Consider the following 20250-nt stretch of genomic DNA (forward strand, 5'->3'; position numbering starts at 1 on the left):
GTCGAAGCGGCCGGGGCGGCAGGCGGAACGGCGCCGGCGTGCTGCGCGAGGTACTGGCGCGCGGCGCGTACCGCCGGGTGGTCCTCACCGAGCACCGCCGGCCCCGCTGCGGCGATCCGGCTGTAGTTGCGGCGAGCCTCGTGCCGGTTGCCGAGCTCCTCCGAGACGCCGGCCAGGTCGTAGATGAGGGCCAGCATCAGGGGATCGTTCGGATGCCAGCGACGCTCACCGGCGGTGTACGCCTCCTCCAGCACCCGCCGCGCGGCGAGCGGGTCGTCGGCCTCCCGGTGCAGCCGGGCCAGCAGATGTGCGGTGTTGAGCACGTCCGGGTGGTCTTTCCCGTACGGCGGGCGCGCCGAATCGACGGCCTCGGTCAGCACCTGACGGGCGGCGGACAAGTCGCCCGCGGCGCGCAGAGCGAGCGCCCGGTGCTGAACGGCGGCCAGAGGGGAGGGATGGGACACATGGTCATGCTGCCCGGAGAAAGCCTCCGCACGCTACCCGCACCCGACCGTGTCGCCGAGGTGCCCGCCGTGACCTGGGCAGACGCCGCGCCCGGCGGGGCGGGGGAACACGATGTGCATGATCCACGACGGCCGTGTACAGTAACTCCCCGTGCGGCCCGCCGGGGCGGCCATAGGGGTGCGAGATCATCCTGGTCGACGCGGTAGGCTGAACGAGTAAGTCCGGGTGGCGGAATGGCAGACGCGCTAGCTTGAGGTGCTAGTGCCCGTATAGGGCGTGGGGGTTCAAGTCCCCCCTCGGACACCAAACACTTACCCAACGGTGTGCGCTGAGATCATTCGCAGCGCGCACCGTTCGCGTTTTGGGCTGGTAGGTGAGCCGGAGCCCGAGTTGTCGGTAGGCCTCGGCTTTGTCGGCGGGGTCGGCGTCGCGGGGCGTGGTGGCGATGTCGCTGAGTGTCGCGACGAGGCTCGGGATTTCTGTTCCGCTCATCTGGCGCGTGCTGTTGCCTGCTGTCGCGTGGAGATCTACTTCGGCGTGGGCGCGTTCGGCTTGGGTCTGGGCGTTCCAGGAACTGGCGTGGCCGTGGGTGCGGGCCGACGGCGCGGCACGACCAACCGCGGCTCACCGGCTCACACTTGTCGACCTTGCCTGTGAGCCGTCCATTCGCTGGTCCAGGCGGCGAGGTCGTGCACCCACTTCTCGGTGCTGTGTTGGGATTTGGCCGACCACTTGGAGGCGTTGTGTGATGCGAATTGGTCCAGGGCGGCGGGGTCGGTCGTGGCCCAGGCCGGGAACTGCGCCAGCCACTGTTCGGCTTGTGCGGCGGTGTGGCCGCTGCCGATGAGCCATTGGACGAGCAGGGCGAGTTCGACCCATGGGGCTGCCTTGGTCGCGTAGGCCCAGTCGACGATTCGCAGGCCGTTCGTGGTGAGGATCAGGTTGGCCGGGTTCAGGTCGGAGTGGATGAGAGTGCCGCCGTCCATCCGTGGGACCGCGAAGCCAAGTCGTCCTTCCGGCGTGAACCACCGTCCGGTTGGAGCTGGCGTCGCCTGGAGGCCCTTGAGTGCTACGCCGAGCAGGTCGAGGTCCGTGCTGTCCGGGGAGAGGTCGGGGTGGGGACCGTCGAGAAGCTCGGCCCCCACCACCAACCATCCGTCGCGCTGGAAGTGCCACCGGACGGCCGGCGGGTAGCAGTCGACGGCGCTGGTTGCTGCCATTTCGTAGCGCAGTGACCGGAGGCTCAGGTCCGTTGACGCGGCCTTGACGAAGACCTTGTCGGCTGAGCCGGTGACGGTCGACGCGATCTCCGCGTGGTTGGCACTCGGGGCCGGGTACACGTCGATGATGCCGCCGACTCGCGCGGCGATCTCCGCGGTGACGGCCTGGGGCAGAGCGGCCCAATCACTGCGCATGGGTCACCTTCCTGTCAGTTGCCGCCGCCGGGCTGTGGCGGGTTCGGCGGGCAGCAGGACTCCGCCTCGCCGCGCCAGAATCGCATGTCCACCCGGTAGCCGGTGGCGTGCAGCGCCGCGAGCGTGAAGGTCACAGCGGTGCCGTCCATCATCCCCTCGGTGAGGATGGGGATGTGGTGGACGAAGCCTCCGGCGATCTGTTCGCAGGCGGCGGCGTAGGGCACCGTGTGCTGCAACACCGAGTGCCACACCGCGTCCACCGGGAGGGTCGGCACGACGCGGCCGATCGACCCGTCCGGCAATGGCATCCCGAAGTTCGGGTTGTCGACGTTGTCGGCGTGTGCCTTCAGGAACACGAGGAACTGCTCGACGGCCTGTTCGGCGTAGCTGCGGGTGACTTGCCGGTCGGCGGCGAAGTAGTCGACCAGCTTCCCGAACGTCTCGGGCCGACGAGGGTTCGGGGGTCGCTGGCGATCATGCTCGACCTGTCTGCGGTGATAGTCACGACTTCTCCTTGAAGCTATTGCGGTTGGTGGCGCTGACTTTGCGCCGAATGCGGAGGTAGGGGCCTCCGCGCCCATGCCTGTCCATCGGTGAAGCGATCATGAGGTGCCGGTGGGTCGCGGCGGGGCCGAGGTGGAGGACCCCTCTTCCTCGGCCGAGGGTGGCGCACCATCACTGCTCCTCGGCGATCGATCGCCGGAACGGACCCCATGCGACGAAGCGCGTGAACAGGTCGCGTGGGCCTGGTCCGTCGTTGGGGTTCAGGTGGTACAGGTCGTGCATCGCCTCGTACATCAGGCCGGCGAGGTAGATCGTCAGGGTTGCCTCTTGACGCGCGAACTCGGCCTTCAAATTGAGCCGGGCGGAGGCGCAGGGCCATGGATGGCCGCATGCCCGGCAGGCCCAGACTGGGCGCAGCGGAGTGTGTGGCGGGCTGGTTAACGTGCGATGCCGCGGCCGGTCAGGATGTGGTCCGAGGCGCGGTGTGGGAAGTAGCTCCGAGATCACCAGCGGCCCCCGTTCGCGCGGTACCGCTGAGCCGGCGTCAGGTTGCCGGCACGGCCGGGCTGAAGGGTTGGGAAGACGGTCGTCGGCTGGTACATCCACGCTGGCATGTTGGCCCCGCGCACTCGGCGATTCAGCTTCGGCTTCTCCGCCGGCCGACAACGGAAGAACGCAATACGCACGTTGACCTCCTCCTCGTTGGGAAGGGGTCGTCGCGAGATGTCATTCTGGATACTCATCCGACCCCCTCAGATATTCGAGTCCTGGCTAAGCTCACGACTTCGCAGCTGACCGGTCAGCGGAGGCGGCTGCTCGTTTTCGGACCGCCGCTAATGATTTCGCCCGGCATGCGGACGGGTATCTCAGCAACGAGAATTGCGCACCGGGCCAGATGAGTCGATAGCGTCGATGCGGACAGGCGATGTTGTCCGCATGCAACTGTCGATGTAGCGTTCGGCCGCGTATGGTCAGGTCCGTCCGGCTGCGGCAGCGGCGGGTGAACGGCATTCAGGAGTACGGGTGGCTCAAACTCCACGACGGCTGACCCCGAATCGATCAGTGCTGCATGGGTTCGGCGCGGCGCTGCGACAGTGGCGTGTGTGCCGCGGGCTGTCCCAGCGTGCTTTGGGCGGCCTGGTGCATGTCAGTGGAGACCTCATCGGCAAGGTGGAGAAGGCCGAACGTTGGCCGTCCGCGCGCCTCGTCGAGTCGTGTGAGGCTGCGCTGCAGACGGGTGGTGAGCTGGTCCGCTTCCTGTCAGTTCTCGAACGTGAGCGTCGGCTGACCGGCGTCGGCTACCGCTGGGTCGACAGTGTGGATGGCCAACTCCGGGCTGTCATGGATCATCCCGGCGAGCCTGACCTGCTCCGCTCGTGGCACGAGCAGCTCGCCGTTCTCGCCATTTCTGGGAACCGCACCGGATACGCAGGGATGGCGTCCACCGCCCAAGCGAAGATCAGTGCCGCAGCCACTATCGGGCGGCGCGGCAGCGCAGCTGACCGTCGAGAGGTACTGATCGCGCAGGCACTGTGGGCTGAGTTCCTCAGCTGGATTGACGAGCAGAGCGACGCTGCTGAGGCGGACGCATGGTTGCGACGTGCTCAGCAGCACGCCGTCGAAGCCAACGTGCCAGTGCTAACGAGCTACGTCCTGATGAGGCAGAGCCAACGCGCCATCGAGCGCTACGACCCGGGTAATGCGGCCGCATTGGCGCAGCGGGCGCTGGAGGAGGATCTGTTACCAGGCCGTATCCGCGCTCTGCTGCTGGTCCGTCAGGCCCAGGCATATGCGATGGGAGGTGACGAAGACGCCTGGGCAGCCAGCATCGACAAGGCGCATAAAATCGCTGGCAGCGCCGACTGGGAGTCGGAACTTCCGGTCGATGTTGGCGGCCACTGCGACCCGGTGTATGTGACTGCGCACGAAGCGCATTGCCGTCTGCTCCTCGGCCAGCCGGCGGCTGCAGCCGATCTCTACGAGCAACTCCTGCGCCACTGGCCTGCTCAGTGGCGTGTCGACGAGGCCCTTTGTCGATCGGCCCTGTCCACCGCCTACGTGCACAGTGGCGACGTCGAGCGCGCGGCGACCGAGGCCACCAATGCCCTTGCCCTGGCCACTGCCACCTCGTCCGCACGGGCGCTGCGCTGGTTGAACCCGACGGCGGTAGCCCTTCGACAGCAGACAGCCGTTCCCGAGGCTGCGGCCTTCGTGTTCGCCTATCGGCAGACGACCCTCAAAGCGTGCAACCATTAGCCCGTGGATCTGATCACCACGGCGACGAGCACCGACGAGTCCGAGCGAGCGGCGTCCGTCGCAGTCCTCCCAGTCGGGAGTTTCGAACAGCACGGCGCCCACCTCCCGCTGCTGACCGACACCATCGTGGCTTGCGCGATTGCAAAGGCGGTCGCCGAGCGCTACGACCTCTTTCTGTTGCCGCCTGTGACGATCTCTTGCTCGCACGAGCATGCGGCGTGGCGTGGAACCGTCAGTATCAGCGCCACCACCCTCGCCGCTGTCGTCACTGACATTGCCAGCTCTCTGCGTGAATCGGGCATCGACCGGCTCGTTGTGATCAACGGACACGGCGGGAACTACGCGCTCGCCAACGTCGTTCAGGAAGTCAACGTCGGCGGACCGCGGATGACTTTGTTTCCCGCGCGGGCCGACTGGGACGACGCTCGGGTGGCCGCCGGCCTGCACAGCACAGCCCACCAGGACATGCACGCGGGCGAGCTCGAGGTTTCGCTGCTGCTGCACGTTGCGCCCGAGGTAGTGCGTGATGGCTTCCAGCATGCTGACCACGTAGCGGACGATCGACGTCACCTCCTCACACAGGGTATGAGTGGCTACACCACCAGCGGCGTCATCGGTCTGCCGTCCCACGCCACCGCAGTCAAAGGCAAGGCCGTACTCGAAGACCTTGTTCGCTCCTTCGCCGGCCATTACGGCCTGCTATCGAGGGCCAAGGCATGATCAGGAAGTAGTGCTGGACAAGCGCTGATCTCCGCATCGACATTGCCCCGGGAAAGCGAACGGGCAGCGGCGGTTTGTGAGGCTGTCCAGCGGTAGGGGCAAGGTGCTCGGGCGTAGAGTCGGCCACGTCTAGGCACTCACGCTGGCCCGGGGGATCGAGCCCTGCCGGCCGCGCCGGTGCCCCCGCGACCGGTTGACGAGCCCGCCGTCGTCCGGCCGTCTGGAAGCTGTTCGAGGAGGACCCGTGAGGCTGGCGGAGGACATCGCTGAAGTGTCGGTGGAAAACGCGGTCCGCGCCTCGGTGAGCTATGACCAGCTGCGTACCGGTCATGACGGCCTGTACTGGCTGGAAACTCGGCCCGACGCCGACGGAATTGCGACGGTGACAGGATGGCGGGCCGGCAACGGCAAGCAGGATGTCAGTCCCGAGGGCTTCAACGTCAGCAGCAGCGTGCACGCGTACGGGGGCGGAGCGTTCGCTGTCGCCGAGGGAACCTTGTGGTGCGTCGGCGGGGATGGCCTCTACCGGAGCCGTCGTCACGGCGGCGAACTCGAATTGGTCATCCATGGGTCCTTCGGTGACCTGACGATCGGCGACGGCGAGTTGCTGGCCGTGCGGGAGTCGGCGCAGGGTGACGAACTCATTGCAGTGTCGCTCACCGGGGCTCCGCAGATGCGAACTCTCGTCGCGTCCCGGGGGTTCCTCGGCGCGCCTCGGCCGGGCCCGGGTTGGTTGGCCTGGACCGCGTGGAGCGAGCGCGACATGCCCTGGGATGCGTGTGAGGTGTGGGTCGCCTCCTACTCACCGCGTGGTTCGGTCGAGGGCCCAGCAAGGATCGCCGGCGGTCCAAAGGAGTCTGCGGTTGAGCCGCGGTGGGGACCAGACGGGGTCTTGTACTTCGTGTCGGACCGCAGTGGTTGGTGGAACCTCTACCGGTGGAACGGCCACCAGGGGGAGCCGGTAGCACCGATGGCGGGTGAGTGCGCCGCGGAGCCATGGGAGCTGGGTTACGCGTCGTACGGCTTCCTGGGCGACGGTCGAATCATCGTGGCGGTGCAGGAGGGGCCGCGACATCGCCTCGTCGTCGTCGAGCCTGACGGCACTGTCCGCCCGGTTGACCTCCCGTACACGTCGATCAAGCCGTACCTAGCCGTGCAAGGGACGACGGTGGCCTTGATCGGATCGTCACCCACCGCAGCCCCGCAGGTCGCGTTGATTGACCTGGCTGAGGCCGATCCCCATGTGGAGGTGCTTGCCAGGCCGGAGCACGCCGCACTCGACGGGGCGCGAGTGTCGACGCCGACGGAGCTGTGCGTTCGAGTGGCCAGTGGCCGGGAGGTGCTTACGCTGGTCTACCCGCCGACGGGCTCGGCTGCGGACTGGCGGGCACCGGTGATCGTCCGGGCGCATCCCGGGCCTACCGCCTCCTGCCTGCTGCGCCTGGACTGGCAGGCGCAGTTCTTCACCAGTCGCGGATTCGCCGTCGTTGATGTCGACTACCTGGGTAGCACCGGGTACGGCCGAGTGTTCCGGGAATCGCTGTACGGCCGGTGGGGTCTGGACGATGTCGATGACTGCGCGGCGGTGGCGGTTCACCTGCTGGCGACAGGGCGGGCGGTGCGGGGGCAGGTGTTCATCCGCGGTGCCAGCGCTGGCGGATACACCGCGTTGCACGCGGTGGCACAGGACGGCCCGTTCGCCGCTGCCACCGCTGTGTCGGCGATCGTGGATCCTGACCGGTGGGCCGAGACGGTGCCCCGGTTCCAGCGGGCGCACGCGATGCGGCTGCGCGGGGGTGCCGGCCCGGTCCGTGCCGCCGCTGTCCGACGGTCAGTGTTGCTCATTCATGGCACCGCCGACGAGGTGGCCATGGTCGAGGATGTCCACGATCTCGCCGAGGAGTTGACGTCCCTCGGCGCGGCGCCCGAGGTGCTACTTCTTCCTGACGTCGGCCACTATGTGGCGACCTCCCGTCAAGCAAGCGCGGCGCTGGAAGCGGAGCTGGCTCACTACCGCTCCGTGATGGCGGATGAGTCCAACGATCAACGGGGGCTACACAGCGGCCAGCGGTAGTCGGTGACGCACGTACTCGCCGAACTCGCGGACCTCCGGCTCAACCCGATAGGGCTAGAGGTCGGCCTGTACCTCGACGATGCGCTGTTGGCAGCGGTGCGACGTGGTTCGTGCGGCGTAGTCGACTGCCTCGCGGGCGGTGGCGCAGGCCTCGTCGATGTGCCCGGCGGCGGCCAGCGACGATGCGAGCAGTGCGGTGTCGATGGCGAGTCGCCGGACATGGGTGGGGCTCAGGGTGGAGAGGGCGTCGCCCAGGTGACGTTGGGTCTGCCGCGGTAGGCCGAGGTCGTGGAAGCAGTGAGCGATCTCGTCAGCGAGGTACGCCGCGTCGAAATACCCGATCCACGGCGGCTCGTCCTCGGGCTTGCTTCGGGCCAGATGCCTCTCCGCGATGTCGAGGTGGGTCAGGCAGTCGCCCTCGCGTCCGAGGCGGGCGTGCGTGCGCGCCACCACCGCGTGCAGCGCGGCTGCCACAGCAGGCGTCGCCTCTGTCTCGCTTCCTCGCACCGCCGTCAGCGCATCCTGCGCGCCTGCTCTGGGTGACCGCAGTGTAGCGCGAGGTGGCCGATGTTCACGGCGAGCAGGTAGCTGCCGTACAGGCGGTCGTCTGCGGCTTCCGTCAGACGCAGAGCGCGAAGGTAGCGGCGCTGGGCGAGGCCATGGGCGCCGGTGTCGACCGCCTGGTACCCGCAGAGCTCGAAGAACCCCGCCGCGAGCGTGTAGAGATGGCGGCCAACAGGCTCGGAGGCGGGGCTGTTCGCCAACAGCCGGTTCAGGTCGCCCTTCGACGTACCGCTGCACCTGTCGGTGGACTCGTCCAGCGCCGTGGGTGTGGTCCAACTGCCGGAACATCGCCAGCGCGGTCTCCGCCGAATGAAGATCCTCATCGTCAACCCGATCAGGCGAGCCGAGCCGTCCGGCCACGGACAGGCGGGGTCCCGCTGAGCGGAACGGCGGGCCATTCGATCGGGCGGCCATATGGAAGGGGAGAGCACCCGAATGAGTGTCGACACGGCGACCGGCGAGGACCTTCATGCCGCGATGGTCGATCAGCTCGTCGCTGATCATGCGGAGAAGGGGCTGGTCATGCGGCCTGAGGTGGAGACGGCGCTACGGTCCGTGCCGCGCCATCTGTTCACTCCGGATGCCGCGCTGAAGGAGGCGTACCGGGCCGACCGGCCTGTGATGACCAAGCGGATCGGCGACGAGGCGGGTAGTTCGGTGTCGGCGCCGTGGCGCATTGCGGAAATGCTCGGTCAGGCAGCCGACGCCACCGATGGTGGATTGTCCGGCCGGCATGTTCTGGAGATCGGCTCCGGCGGATACAACGCAGCGATGCTGCGCGAGCTGGTCGCCCCGGTGGGCTCGGTCACGACCGTGGACATCGATCGCGAAGGTGACCGACCGTGCGGCCGTCTGCCTCGCAGCGGCGAGTTACGACGACGTGGCCGTCGTCTGCGCGGACGCCGAGCAGCCGATCGACCCGCCCGTTCCTACGACTTGATCATCGTCGAGGTCGGGGCGTGGGACATTCCGCCGGCATGGATCGCGCAACTGACCGAGAACGGAACGCTGGTCGTACCGCTGCTGTGGGAGGTCGAGTGCGACATCAACGGGTTTGGATTCGAGATGCAGCGCCGTCACTCTTCGAGCTGACCCTGCACGGGAGCTTGCCTGATCTAGGAACCTCTAGTGTCCACCCAGACAAGGGAGGTTCCCAAGTGGGATATGGGATGAAATGGCTACAAACTGTCTCGACGGTAGTGCTATCGATGATCGTGCGGTATGCATATCCACAGTTCGGAAGCTGCTGCGCTCGGCCCACGGGCTGGGCGAGGATCGCAACACGGTTGCGGACTTGCTCAAGGGCGGCCGGATGGCGAGCTGCTGCGCTCGGCCCACGGGCTGGGCGAGGATCGCAACCCGGACCCGAGGACAACGACACGGGCGCCGCGCTGCTGCTGCGCTCGGCCCACGGGCTGGGCGAGGATCGCAACGGGCGAGCCGGACTCGCTGCCGGAAACCGGGGTCGTCAGGCTGCGCTCGGCCCACGGGCTGGGCGAGGATCGCAACCCTCAGAAGGTAAATCCCCGTATTGGAGTCGACAGCCAGGCTGCGCTCGGCCCACGGGCTGGGCGAGGATCGCAACACGGCCGGGCAGGGCAACACGGTCAGCGGCAACGGCGCGCTGCGCTCGGCCCACGGGCTGGGCGAGGATCGCAACACGGCCGGGCAGGGCAACACGGTCAGCGGCAACGGCGCGCTGCGCTCGGCCCACGGGCTGGGCGAGGATCGCAACCGGTTGCTCACCGCTGATCACGTACGCCGATCGAGCGAGCTGCGCTCGGCCCACGGGCTGGGCGAGGATCGCAACGCGGTGGTGCCGCGCAGGTCGGCGGGGTTGGCCGGCACGCTGCGCTCGGCCCACGGGCTGGGCGAGGATCGCAACCGGCGTCGCACAGCTCGAACGACTCGCAGGTGCGGCGCTGCGCTCGGCCCACGGGCTGGGCGAGGATCGCAACATCATCGTCGGGGCCATCCAGGAGCCGACCAAGGAGGCTGCGCTCGGCCCACGGGCTGGGCGAGGATCGCAACGCCGGACGCAAAGGCCGGCCATGGCGCAGGCTATGCGCGCTGCGCTCGGCCCACGGGCTGGGCGAGGATCGCAACGGCTGGGAGGAGGCCAACGAGCGGCTGCTGCGCGCCCGCTGCGCTCGGCCCACGGGCTGGGCGAGGATCGCAACCTGCGCGCGGCCGCGGTGGTCACCGCGCAGTCACGGGTGCTGCGCTCGGCCCACGGGCTGGGCGAGGATCGCAACGAGAAGAAGGTCAAGCAGGCCGACGGTCGGGTCATCAAGCTGCGCTCGGCCCACGGGCTGGGCGAGGATCGCAACACGGAGCGTTCGAAGGTCTGCTTCCAGAACGTCTTGGTCGCTGCGCTCGGCCCACGGGCTGGGCGAGGATCGCAACTCAGCGCTACGGGGCGGCCACTCCTGACCGGCGACAGGCAGCTGCGCTCGGCCCACGGGCTGGGCGAGGATCGCAACCAAGTACCGCTGCCGCTGCCGGGCGGCGTCGCCCTCGGGCTGCGCTCGGCCCACGGGCTGGGCGAGGATCGCAACCAGTAGCCCGGCTCGCCGTTGGTCAGCGCGCCCTCCAGCTGCGCTCGGCCCACGGGCTGGGCGAGGATCGCAACTCCTCGATAGGACCGGCATCAGAGGGGTGAGGGGGCCGGGTTGCGCTCGGCCCACAGGCTGGGCGAGGATCGCAACTCGACGGTCGGGCTGGCCGTGGACTCGTCGGGAAGGGGCTGCGCTCGGCCGACGGGCTGAGCGAGGATCGCAACCCTCCGACGCGCGACCGGTCGGCCGTGCTGCGCCGGCTGCGCTCGGCCCACGGGTTAGGCGAGGATCGCAACTTGACTTCGCCGGTCGGGACTGAGCTTCCGCTCGACCTGCTGCGCTCGGCCCACGGGCTGGGCGAGGATCGCAACTGGGATAAGAGGATGCCCACCGCGGACCTGAGCACCGCCGCGTCCGGCCCATGGCCGGGTGAGGGTCGCGACAGCCAAACCGCGTCGCCCCGAGCCTTCATGAGGACGATGTTGGTCTCGGTCCACGCGCGTGTGAGGATCCAACTGGCGATGTACCGCCGTTCCGTACGTTGGCTGCGCTCGGTCGGCCGAGTGACTCGTACGGGGATGTTGGTCTATGGGTCGGGTGGGGCGTATCGTGTTGATTTTGTCGCATTACCCGGCTCGACTCTATTGCTGATCGAGCTGTGCCACTTGCGATGCGCCGGCTTCCCAGGCCAATCCGCTTAGCCGGTTTCCCGACAGGACGTGCTGGGTGGCGTTGACCGACGGCGGTCTTGGTGGCTGGATGGGCCCTGGTGATGTCGCAACTTCGTCGGGCAGTGAGGGCGCTGAGTGTCTGGTGAGGGTGAGCTGTGGGCGCATAGTCCTGCTCCTGGTGGAGGTCGATGGCATTCTCTTGCTGATCATCTCCGTGGCACGGCGGAGTTGGCGCGGCGGTTTGCTGCTCCGTTCGGCGGAGGTGAGGTGGCGTACTGGCTAGCCGCGTTGCATGACGTAGGCAAGGCGGCTTGCGCTTGGCAGGAAAGACTTGCCGCAGTCGCGCAGACGGGGCGGCCGGTTGGCGTCGACCACAAGGCACTCGGTACCCGGGTTGCGTTCGATCGGGGGCTCGGCGGGTTCGCCGGTGCGATATTCGGTCATCATGGCGGATTAATCGATGCACCTAGGCTGCGTGAGGCGTTCCGGCTTCGACTTGATGAGGTCCCGGCGAATGCGGCGTCTGCTGAGCGGAGGTTGGCCGGGCTGCTGCCGGATCTGCCCGATCGGCTCGACCACTTCGTGCCTGAAGAGTGGCGGCTAGATCCCATGGTGGGGGAGATGGCGCTGCGTCTGTGTTACAGCGCGCTGGTGGACGCGGACAGCTTGGACACCAGCGCTCATTTTCAAGGGCTGAGCGGCCCACGTGTCCGTCCGGATGTCGATTTCGCGCGCCTGTACAAGACGTTTGAGCAGCGGAGGCGTAGCGAGCTCGCGGGTCGCGGTTGTACGCCGATCAGTGGCCTGCGGGATCAGGTCTACGCCGATTGCCTCGCCGCGGCTGAGCAGGACAGGGGTGTGTTCCGCCTGGGCGCTCCGACTGGTGCGGGAAAAACATTGGCGAGCGGGGGGTTCGCGTTACGGCATGCTGAGAAGCACGGTCTGCGGAGGGTTGTCGTCGCGGTTCCTTTCCTCACGATCACTGAGCAGAACGCCTCCGTCTACCGTCGGCTGCTTGACGAAGGCGGCGCTGAGCCGGCGGTGCTCGAGCACCACAGCCAGGCCGACTTCGATGACCCGAGAGCCGGTCGATGGGCGCGGCTGGCGGCCGAGAACTGGGACGCCCCGGTTGTCGTCACCACTTTCGTGAGGCTGTTCGAATCCTTGTACGCGCGCAAGCCGTCGACGATGCGTCGGGTGCATCGGCTGGCCAACTCGGTGATCGTGCTGGACGAGGTCCAGGCATTGCCGCATGCCATGCTCGCGCCGATCCTGGACGGGCTCCGGCTGCTCGTACGGCACTTCGGGGCGACGGTGCTGCTGTCGTCAGCGACGCAACCCGAGTTCTGGGCCCTTGATGAGTTCAAGGACGTTCCCTGCGTCGACCTGGTCCGTGACGCGCCGCGGCTGGTGAGCGATCTGCGGAGAGTGCGGTACGAGTGGCAGCTTGATCCGAGGCCCTTGCTGGCGTCTATCGCGGATCAGGCGGCGTCGGAGCGGGCGGCGCTGGTTGTGGTCAACACGACCGCGGATGCGAAGGCGGTATACGAGCGGTGGCGGGACGGCGAGCTGGGTGGTGTGGCGTGGCATCTGTCCACCCGTATGTGTCCTGACCATCGGCGGCGAGTGTTGGAGCAGGTGCGTAGGCGGCTGCTCCACGGCGAGCCGGTTCTGCTCGTGGCCACCCAACTGATCGAGGCGGGGGTGGACGTGGACTTCCCGGTGGTGTTCCGCGCGATGGCGCCGGCAGATTCGCTGCTTCAGGCAGCGGGTCGAGCCAACCGAGAGGGGCGGATGACGGGCGCCGGACGGGTGGTTGTCTTCGCTGCCGAGGACGGCGGCCAGCCGCCGACGTACAAGACGTTGGTGGGCTGTACCGAGCGTCAGTTCGGACCGGGTAAGGCCGACCCGGACGACCTGGAGGCCCTCGGGCGTTACTACCGCAACGTGTATGACTTGTTGAATCTCGCCGACGGCCAGCACGTCGGGCAGCGCATCCAGCAGGCCCGGAGAAGGTGGGAGTTCGAGACGGTCGCCGAGGGGCCGATGGACGCGAGCACGAGGCGGCGGGATCGGAAGGTGGCATTCCGCATGATCGACGATGAGGGCATCGCTGTGGTGACGCCCCAGGCGGCGGAGACGCCTGAGCTACGCCGCGACCTGGAGCGCACGGTCGAGGGCCTGCGCCAGGCACCGGTCCCGGACCTCGTGGAGCTGCGACGGTTGCAGGCATACACGACGAGCCTCCATCCCAGCACGCTGCGAAGGTCGGGTGTGATGGCGCTGATGCGGCCGGTCTTTGGTGACGAGGTACGACGGGGCGTGTTGGTCGAGTGGGTGGGTGACTATGACGCCGCCACCGGGATCGACCTCGACCCGCACCTGGAGCAGTTCGTCATCTGACAGCCATACTTATCGGCGCTCTTGACCAGTAGCCGGACAAGCGGTAGCGCACCCGCCAGTCTGGCGATTCCGAAGCGCCGCCTGCGCCAAGACGCGATCCAACGTCGATGCCGCGGGAGGCCACTGTCATGCCGGCGGCTTCGGGCATCCAGGCCGGTTGATGACCGCATCAGGAAGAGCCGAGGAACTCTCGGAATCGGTCAGTTGCAATCTGGTCGAACCGGCCGTTTCGCGGATCTCCCTCGGTCGATGGGCCTAGAAGGATGGCATCTCTGGCCATTACGGGCGGCTATTGGGCAGCAGCATGCTGCTTCTGCAACGAAGGTCAGCTAGCATCGGGCCAGGAATATCTGAGCTCGACCGGAATCCGGTACTCCGAAGAAGAATCGCGTTAGATCTGGTTGTTGGTCGACGTTAGGTCGCCCGGGCGGTCACTTCGGACTGCGGCGCTCGTAAGCGCTGAGGATCGCAATGTTGCGGGCGCGGCATGCGCTGTGCCGAGCACAGGGTGTCGTCCTGACAGTCGATGCTAATTCGCTCGACGGCAGACGCCGCGATCACGGCTCTGCCGTTGTCGCGGTCGATCCGAAAGGTAGGTGATCTACCTGCAGGCGTCAGGACGAGAAGTGTCGTACCGCCGGGGCATGCTCGTGCCGGTTGCGCGAAGGCCGCGGTGTCAAGGTTCCGTCATGTTTCGATCTTGCGTTGATCGGCTCTGATCTTGGGAGGGGTTTGTGCTGTGACGACCGATGTGGTCAATGGGCTGACTCTGCGGCGTAGCGCGGAGGGAGATCTGCCGGTCGTTGTGCAAGTCAGCGGGGAAGCGGCGCTGTTCTCGCGGCCGGAGCTCAAGGTGGAGCGGGTCAGCTATCCAGTGATGACCCCGTCCGCCGCGGTGGGTGTTCTGGAGTCGATCTTCTGGAAGCCGGAGATGCGGTATCAGATTGTCGCGATTGAGGTGCTCAAGCCGGTCAAGCAGTTCTCGGTCCGGCGCAATGAGACCTCCGATGTGGCACCGCTCGCCGAAGCGATCAAGGGCGTCCGCCGGGTCGACACGGCGGCGCGCCGCGACCAACGCAACGCTGTGTGTTTGCGTGACGTGGCGTACCGCATCCACGCCCACATCGAAATGGCTGGGCATGCGGACAAGCCGGTTGCCGCGTATCGGGATCAGCTGCGTCGACGGGTCCGTAAGGGCGCGTGTTTCCAGCAGCCGTACCTCGGCACTCGCGAGTTCAGCGCGGAGTTTGGCTGGCCGGATGACGCGCGGCGGGCAGATGTCAACGAGGAGATCGGCATCATGCTGCACTCCATCCATCGAGACGGGACGTCCGCCCAGCCGACGATGGAGTGGTTCGCCGCCCGAGTCATTGCCGGTGTGCTCTACGTGCCCGAACGCGGGATCGAACTAGCGCTGCCCTCGAAAGGACAGGTGGCCTAGTGCTGCTGCAACGGCTGGTGGAGTACGCCGACACCAGCGAGGACGTCATCCCGGCGTTTTACGCCCGCAAGCCCGTGCGCTGGAGCTTGGACATCGCCAGGACCGGTGAACCTAGGGGCGACCTTGCCAGCACCGCAGACAAGGACGACCCGCAACGCCGCTTCGGGACGGCCCGGCTCGTGCCAGCGGTGACCCGAACGGTAGGGATCTCACCCACACTCGCTGTCGACAACGGGGAGTACGTCTTCGGTTGGCTGTCGGAGAGCGCCAAGCCAGAGCGGGTCGCGAAGCAGCACGACGCATTCCGTGCTCTGATCACCGACTGGGTCGCCGCCGAACCCGATGGCCCCGGTCCGGCCATCGCCGCGTTCTACCGGGACGGGCACGCCAACAAGCTGCGACCACCGGCCGATTGGAGCAGAGGCGACCTCATCGGCTTCTGGGTCGACGGGGTATACGCAGCGGACACCGACGCGGCGCGGCGGTTCTGGGCCGGCGTCGCCGGCGACCGGAAGGGTTCGGGACGGTCCAGCCTGTGTCTGGTCTGCGGCCAGGTCCAGCCGTTGCTCAAGACCGTTCCGCAGCAGATACCTCGACGGTCGGTACCCGGCGCCACCCAGAGCGCGTCACTGGTCAGCATGAACGAGGCCGCACACGGCTACGAACTGCAGAAATTCCTCACCAACACCCCGATATGCGCCGACTGCGGCCTGAAGTTCATGACCGCTCTGACCAGCCTGCTCTCCGATCCGCTGCACAGCACCGCTCTGTCGGGGCAGAACGCGCGGCTCGCCTGGTGGGTGCTGGGCGGATCAACCTTCGACCCCTGGGCGACTGTCGAGCAGCTGGACCCCTCCCAGATCCAAACCCTGATCGTGGGCCCTGCCAACGGTCAGGAAGCGACGTTGGAGGAGTTGTCCCGGTACTGCTCGGTAACCGTAGGCGGCAACGTCGCCCGAGTAGTGGTACGTGACTGGGTCGAACAGCCAATCCGCCAAGTGAAGGACAACATCCGGACGTGGTTCGACGACCACATGATCGTTGACGCCTGGGCCGGCGAGGTCGTTCGCGTCAAGGCCTCTCAGATGGCCAGGGCGGCCGGGCGGTTCGAAGCCGGACGCAACGGAGGTCCCGGGACATGGACCAGGTTCGGTGCGTCCGGGGAGCACCGGCCGCCCGACCTGTTCCACCGGCTGCTCGGCACCGCGCTGCTCAAACGGCCGCTACCGCCGAAGCTACTCAACCACGTTCTCAACCGGATCCGTATCGACGGCCGGCTCGACGCCGCACGCGCCGCGTTAATCCGGCTCGCCCTCCGCCGCCATCCGAACCTGCCCGAACATGAACGAGAGAGGCTGACGCCAACCTTGAACGTCGAACACAAGCAACCGGCCTACGTATCCGGCCGCATCTTCGCCGTCATGGACGACCTGCAACGGACCGTGTTCCGGGTCGCCGACCAGAAGCTGAACACCACCTTCGCCGAACGCTACTTCGGCCGTGCCATCGACAACCCGCAGGTCGTCATCGTCTCCGGCCGCCGCAACGTGCAGGCGTGGCTCAAACGCCTCCGTGGCCCCCTGCACCGGCCGAACTGGTCCGAGGCGTACGAACGACGGCTCGACGACCTCTTTGTCCAGCTCCACACGATCCCTAGCGGCGCGGTGCTGACCGACAAGGCCCAGTTCATCCTCGGCTACCACCAGCAGCGCGCCGAGTTGCGGGCCGAACGACTCGCGGCAGCCGCGAACAAGAAGAAGACCGACCTGCCCCTGGAGCCCGACAACGCGGCACCGGCCACCGAAGCTGAAGGAGACGACGCATGAGCACCGCACACCTGGACCCCACCCGCCGCCACGACGCCGTCCTCCTGTTCGACGTCAGCGACGGAAACCCGAACGGCGACCCGGACGCTGGCAACCAGCCGCGCACCGACGACGAGAGCGGACAAGGCCTGGTCACCGATGTCGCGATCAAACGCAAGATCCGCGACACGGTATCGCTGCTGCGGGGCGACGACCCACGCTACGGCATCTTCGTCGAGGCCGGCTTTGCGCTCAACACCCGAATCGAAGCGGCCTTGAAGGCCAACCCGGGCAAGGCCGACGAAGCGCAGCAGTGGATGTGCGAGCACTACTTCGACATTCGAATGTTCGGGGGAGTGCTCAGCACCGGTAAGGGTGGCGGTGCCGGCCAGGTCCGCGGTCCACTCCAGCTCACCTTCGCCCGCAGCATCGATCCGATCCTGCCCACCGACCACACCATCACCCGCGTCACGCAGACCAGACAGGGAGACATCGACAAGGGAGAACGTACGGAGATTGGCTCTAAGTGGACCGTGCCCTATGGCCTGTACCGGACGCACGCGTTCTATTCCGCGCCCCGTGCCATGAAAACCGGCGTCACCAGCGACGACCTGGCCGCACTCTGGCAGGCCATCACCGTGATGTTCGACCACGACCGTGCCGCCACCCGAGGCGAGATGAAGCTGTGCGGCCTCTACGTGTTCAGCCACCCCGACGCGCTCGGGGTAGCCCCCTCGGCCGCTCTCACACAGCGCATCACCCTCAACCGGACCAACACTGACAAGGCGCCGCGCGCCCACACCGACTACACCCGCAGCATCGACGAGGCGGAACTACCGGACGGTGTCGAGCTGACGAAGCTGGTTGACCTCTGGCCGTGACCGGCGACGACCCGGCGGACAGCGGCATCGACCTGCGGGAGGTGCCGCTGTCCGCGCTCGAGCACTACGCCTACTGCCATCGTCAGACTGCGCTAATCCATGTCGAAGGCGTTTGGTCGGAAAGCGTGGACACGGTACGCGGCGACCTCAGCCACACCACCGTCGACCTACCGGGCCTCCAACGTCGCCGAGGCCTCACCGTGATCCGGTCACTACCAGTCTGGAGCCAGACCCACGGGCTCCGCGGCATCTGCGACGTCGTCGAATTCGAAGGCAGCACGGCCACACCGGTCGAATACAAAGTCGGGCGGCACAAAGCCGGCGGTCCCGCCGAGTTGCAACTCGGCGGCCAAGCGCTATGCCTGCTCGAAGCAGGCTTCGACGTGCCAACCGGCTACATCTACTCAGTCGCCGAACGGCGCCGACACGCCGTACCGATCGACGCCGACCTGCTCGACCGCGTCACGACCGCAGCCATAGCCGTACGCCGACTGATGGACACCCCGGCGTTACCCACGGCTCGAAACGATGCCCGCTGCCGGAAATGCTCGCTACGGGAGGACTGCCTTCCTGAATTGACAGACGGTCGGCGCCAAGGCACACCGAACCTGTTTACCCCACGACCCTTGGGACAGTGGCGTGACTGAACTGCTCAACACCCTCTACGTGCAGACCCCCGGCACCAGCCTGCACCTCGACGGCGACACCGTCCGCATATACCACCCCGACCAACCCGGACGCCGTCTACTGCCGCTAGTCCGGCTCAATCACGTCGTCATGTTCAGCGGTGTGACAGCCAGCGATGACCTGCTGCTGCGGTGTGCCGACGATGGCCGTTCCGTCAGTTGGCTCACCGGCAGCGGACGGTTCCGCGCCGGTCTGGTCGGCCCTACCCACGGCAATCCACTGCTTCGTCAAGCTCAACACCGGACCGCCGATTCGCCGGATCGGCAGCTACCCATCGCGATCGCCATCGTCGCCGGCAAGATACACAATGCCCGGCAAGTGCTACTACGCACCGCCCGGGACACGAGCGGACACCGACAGACCGCGCTGCGGGCGACCGCCGAACTTCTGGCCCGGCGGCTTGAACTGCTCGCCACCGCCGCCAGCACCAACGAGGTACTCGGCGTCGAAGGCATCGCTGCCCGCGACTACTTCGCCGCCATGCCCTACCTGCTCGCCGGAAACACGGACTGGAAGGCGACCGGGCGGAGCAAACGGCCGCCCACCGATCCCCTGAACTGCCTGCTCTCCTTCCTGTACGGCATGCTGCGCATCGCCGTACACGGCGCACTCGACCAGGTGGGACTCGATCCGTACATCGGCTTCCTACACGCCGTCCGGCCGGGTAAGCCCGCGCTCGCCTTGGACTTGATGGAAGAGTTCCGGCCACTCCTGGCCGACCGGCTCGCGTTCACCATGCTCAACAGGCGCGAACTCAACCCAACCGACTTCGAAGAGCTGCCCAACAAGGCATACCGGCTCACAGACGGCGGACGAAAGACGGTGCTGGCCGCCTGGCAGCAGAGCCGACAGCGCAAGTGGCCCCACGCCTCACTCGACCGAGAGGTACCCGCCGCACTGCCACCACTAATCCAAGCCCGGCTGCTCGCACGCCACCTCCGCGGAGACCTGGCCACCTACCAGCCATGGACGGTGAACTAAGCCATGGATCTTCTCGTCACCTACGACGTAGAGACGGCAACCCCGCAAGGGCAACGGCGACTACGAAAGGTAGGCAAGGTCTGTGAAGCGTACGGCCACCGCGTGCAGAAGTCGGTATTCGAGGTGGTCTGCCGCGAAGCCGACAAGGTGCGCTTCATCGCTGCGCTTCAGGGAGCCATCGATCCACTGCAGGACAGCATCCGTATCTATCGACTGCCCGCCCATGCGCTAGACGACATCGAACATCTTGGCAAGCCACGGCTGATCGACCCACGAGGCCCGTTAGTGATCTAGGGACCCCAAGTGAACGCGGACAGCTCCGAAGGTTCCGAACCACCAACAGCGAATAAGGTGGGCAAATCGACACCTAGAAGAGTCGAGTGGTCATCGCTCGACAGCTATCTTTGCTGCTCGTGAGCTGCTGCGCCCGGCCCCAGCGCCGGGCGAGGATCGCAACGCGGAGTCGAGCCCAGCGGCGGCGAGAACGGCGGGGGATGCGCCCGGCCCCAGCGCCGGGCGAGGATCGCAACAACGTCAACGACAACGGCGAGTTGTGTCTCAACCCGGGGCTGCGCCCGGCCCCAGCGCCGGGCGAGGATCGCAACGACTGGCTGGACGAGACGCTGACCTCGTGGCGGCGGGACGCTGCGCCCGGCCCCAGCGCCGGGCGAGGATCGCAACACCGACCGCGGCCGGCGGGCCATCGTCGTAGACGCCGAGCTGCGCCCGGCCCCAGCGCCGGGCGAGGATCGCAACCACCAGCAGCGGCGCATCGGAGCGGTAGAACAGCCAGGCTGCGCCCGGCCCCAGCGCCGGGCGAGGATC

15 protein-coding genes, 1 tRNA gene, 1 pseudogene and 2 CRISPR repeat arrays (1 of these 19 only partly in view) are annotated in these 20250 nt (G+C 67.2%); of the genes and pseudogenes, 12 read left to right on the forward strand and 5 right to left on the reverse strand.

Translation table 11 applies throughout. The features are described 5' to 3' along the window. Window positions 1-464: tetratricopeptide repeat protein (locus tag E1211_RS09580; protein ID WP_132347566.1), on the reverse strand; the 464-nt coding region annotated here is incomplete at its 3' end. 220 nt (window positions 465-684) lie between these two features. On the opposite strand from E1211_RS09580, the gene E1211_RS09585 reads away from it, so the two are divergent. After that, window positions 685-771, forward strand: a tRNA-Leu gene (locus E1211_RS09585). 326 nt (window positions 772-1097) lie between these two features. On the opposite strand, the gene E1211_RS09590 is transcribed toward E1211_RS09585, so the two are convergent. The 3 genes from E1211_RS09590 to E1211_RS09600 form a co-directional block, all read right to left on the reverse strand. Continuing rightward, on the reverse strand, window positions 1098-1880 hold the full coding sequence (locus tag E1211_RS09590; protein WP_132347568.1) for a phosphotransferase: 783 nt from the start codon (window positions 1878-1880) through the stop codon (window positions 1098-1100). 14 nt (window positions 1881-1894) lie between these two features. Then, a complete protein-coding gene (locus E1211_RS09595) occupies window positions 1895-2461 on the reverse strand; it encodes a hypothetical protein (protein WP_243709460.1) in 567 nt (188 codons plus the stop codon). A gap of 94 nt (window positions 2462-2555) precedes the next feature. Beyond that, window positions 2556-2891: a hypothetical protein gene (locus E1211_RS09600; RefSeq protein WP_132347570.1), complete on the reverse strand. Its 336-nt coding sequence runs from the start codon at window positions 2889-2891 to the stop codon at window positions 2556-2558. A 516-nt stretch (window positions 2892-3407) separates the two neighbouring features. On the opposite strand from E1211_RS09600, the gene E1211_RS09610 reads away from it, so the two are divergent. From E1211_RS09610 to E1211_RS33350, 3 genes are all read left to right on the forward strand, one after another. Continuing rightward, window positions 3408-4640, forward strand: a complete 1233-nt coding sequence (locus tag E1211_RS09610; RefSeq protein WP_132347574.1) for a helix-turn-helix transcriptional regulator — start codon at window positions 3408-3410, stop codon at window positions 4638-4640. Between the two features lie 3 nt (window positions 4641-4643). Continuing rightward, window positions 4644-5360, forward strand: a complete 717-nt coding sequence (locus tag E1211_RS09615; protein ID WP_132347576.1) for a creatininase family protein — start codon at window positions 4644-4646, stop codon at window positions 5358-5360. A 244-nt stretch (window positions 5361-5604) separates the two neighbouring features. Then, a complete protein-coding gene (locus E1211_RS33350; protein WP_243709461.1) occupies window positions 5605-7434 on the forward strand; it encodes a prolyl oligopeptidase family serine peptidase in 1830 nt (609 codons plus the stop codon). On the opposite strand, the pseudogene E1211_RS09630 reads toward E1211_RS33350, so the two are convergent. After that, window positions 7414-8379 (reverse strand): annotated as a pseudogene (locus E1211_RS09630) (XRE family transcriptional regulator); the annotation flags it as partial. The gene E1211_RS33350 and the pseudogene E1211_RS09630 sit on opposite strands and share 21 nt — an antisense overlap. A gap of 54 nt (window positions 8380-8433) precedes the next feature. Between E1211_RS09630 and E1211_RS09635 the strand changes: the two are divergent. The 8 genes from E1211_RS09635 to cas2 all read left to right on the forward strand — a co-directional run bounded on the left by E1211_RS09635 (window position 8434) and on the right by cas2 (window position 19719). Further along, window positions 8434-9090, forward strand: a complete 657-nt coding sequence (locus E1211_RS09635) for a hypothetical protein (RefSeq protein ID WP_243709462.1) — start codon at window positions 8434-8436, stop codon at window positions 9088-9090. A 153-nt stretch (window positions 9091-9243) separates the two neighbouring features. After that, a CRISPR array of direct repeats spans window positions 9244-10999; the repeat unit is 37 nt; unit sequence GCTGCGCTCGGCCCACGGGCTGGGCGAGGATCGCAAC. 363 nt (window positions 11000-11362) lie between these two features. Continuing rightward, a complete protein-coding gene (gene cas3 / locus E1211_RS09640) occupies window positions 11363-13630 on the forward strand; it encodes a CRISPR-associated helicase Cas3' (RefSeq protein WP_243709463.1) in 2268 nt (755 codons plus the stop codon). Between the two features lie 751 nt (window positions 13631-14381). Beyond that, complete coding sequence (gene cas5c, locus E1211_RS09645; protein ID WP_132347622.1) at window positions 14382-15071, forward strand: type I-C CRISPR-associated protein Cas5c; 690 nt, start codon at window positions 14382-14384, stop codon at window positions 15069-15071. After that, window positions 15071-16897, forward strand: a complete 1827-nt coding sequence (cas8c, locus tag E1211_RS09650) for a type I-C CRISPR-associated protein Cas8c/Csd1 (RefSeq protein ID WP_132347580.1) — start codon at window positions 15071-15073, stop codon at window positions 16895-16897. The genes cas5c and cas8c overlap by 1 nt, the downstream gene beginning before the upstream one ends. Further along, window positions 16894-17757, forward strand: coding sequence for a type I-C CRISPR-associated protein Cas7/Csd2 (gene cas7c, locus E1211_RS09655; RefSeq protein ID WP_132347582.1), 864 nt, complete (start codon window positions 16894-16896; stop codon window positions 17755-17757). The genes cas8c and cas7c overlap by 4 nt, the downstream gene beginning before the upstream one ends. Next, entirely contained in the window at window positions 17754-18404 is a 651-nt protein-coding gene (cas4, locus tag E1211_RS09660; protein WP_132347584.1) for a CRISPR-associated protein Cas4, read from the forward strand. Before cas7c ends, cas4 begins: the two co-directional genes overlap by 4 nt. Further along, window positions 18397-19425: a type I-C CRISPR-associated endonuclease Cas1c gene (gene cas1c / locus E1211_RS09665; protein WP_132347586.1), complete on the forward strand. Its 1029-nt coding sequence runs from the start codon at window positions 18397-18399 to the stop codon at window positions 19423-19425. Before cas4 ends, cas1c begins: the two co-directional genes overlap by 8 nt. 3 nt (window positions 19426-19428) lie before the next feature. Next, the gene (cas2, locus tag E1211_RS09670) at window positions 19429-19719 is read left to right on the forward strand and encodes a CRISPR-associated endonuclease Cas2 (protein ID WP_132347588.1); all 291 of its coding nucleotides are present in this window, start codon (window positions 19429-19431) and stop codon (window positions 19717-19719) included. Between the two features lie 126 nt (window positions 19720-19845). Continuing rightward, window positions 19846-20250: direct repeats of the CRISPR family, unit length 37 nt; unit sequence GCTGCGCCCGGCCCCAGCGCCGGGCGAGGATCGCAAC (it continues 746 nt past the right edge of the window).

Source organism: Micromonospora sp. 15K316, from assembly GCF_004348525.1.
Taxonomy (GTDB): domain Bacteria; phylum Actinomycetota; class Actinomycetes; order Mycobacteriales; family Micromonosporaceae; genus Micromonospora.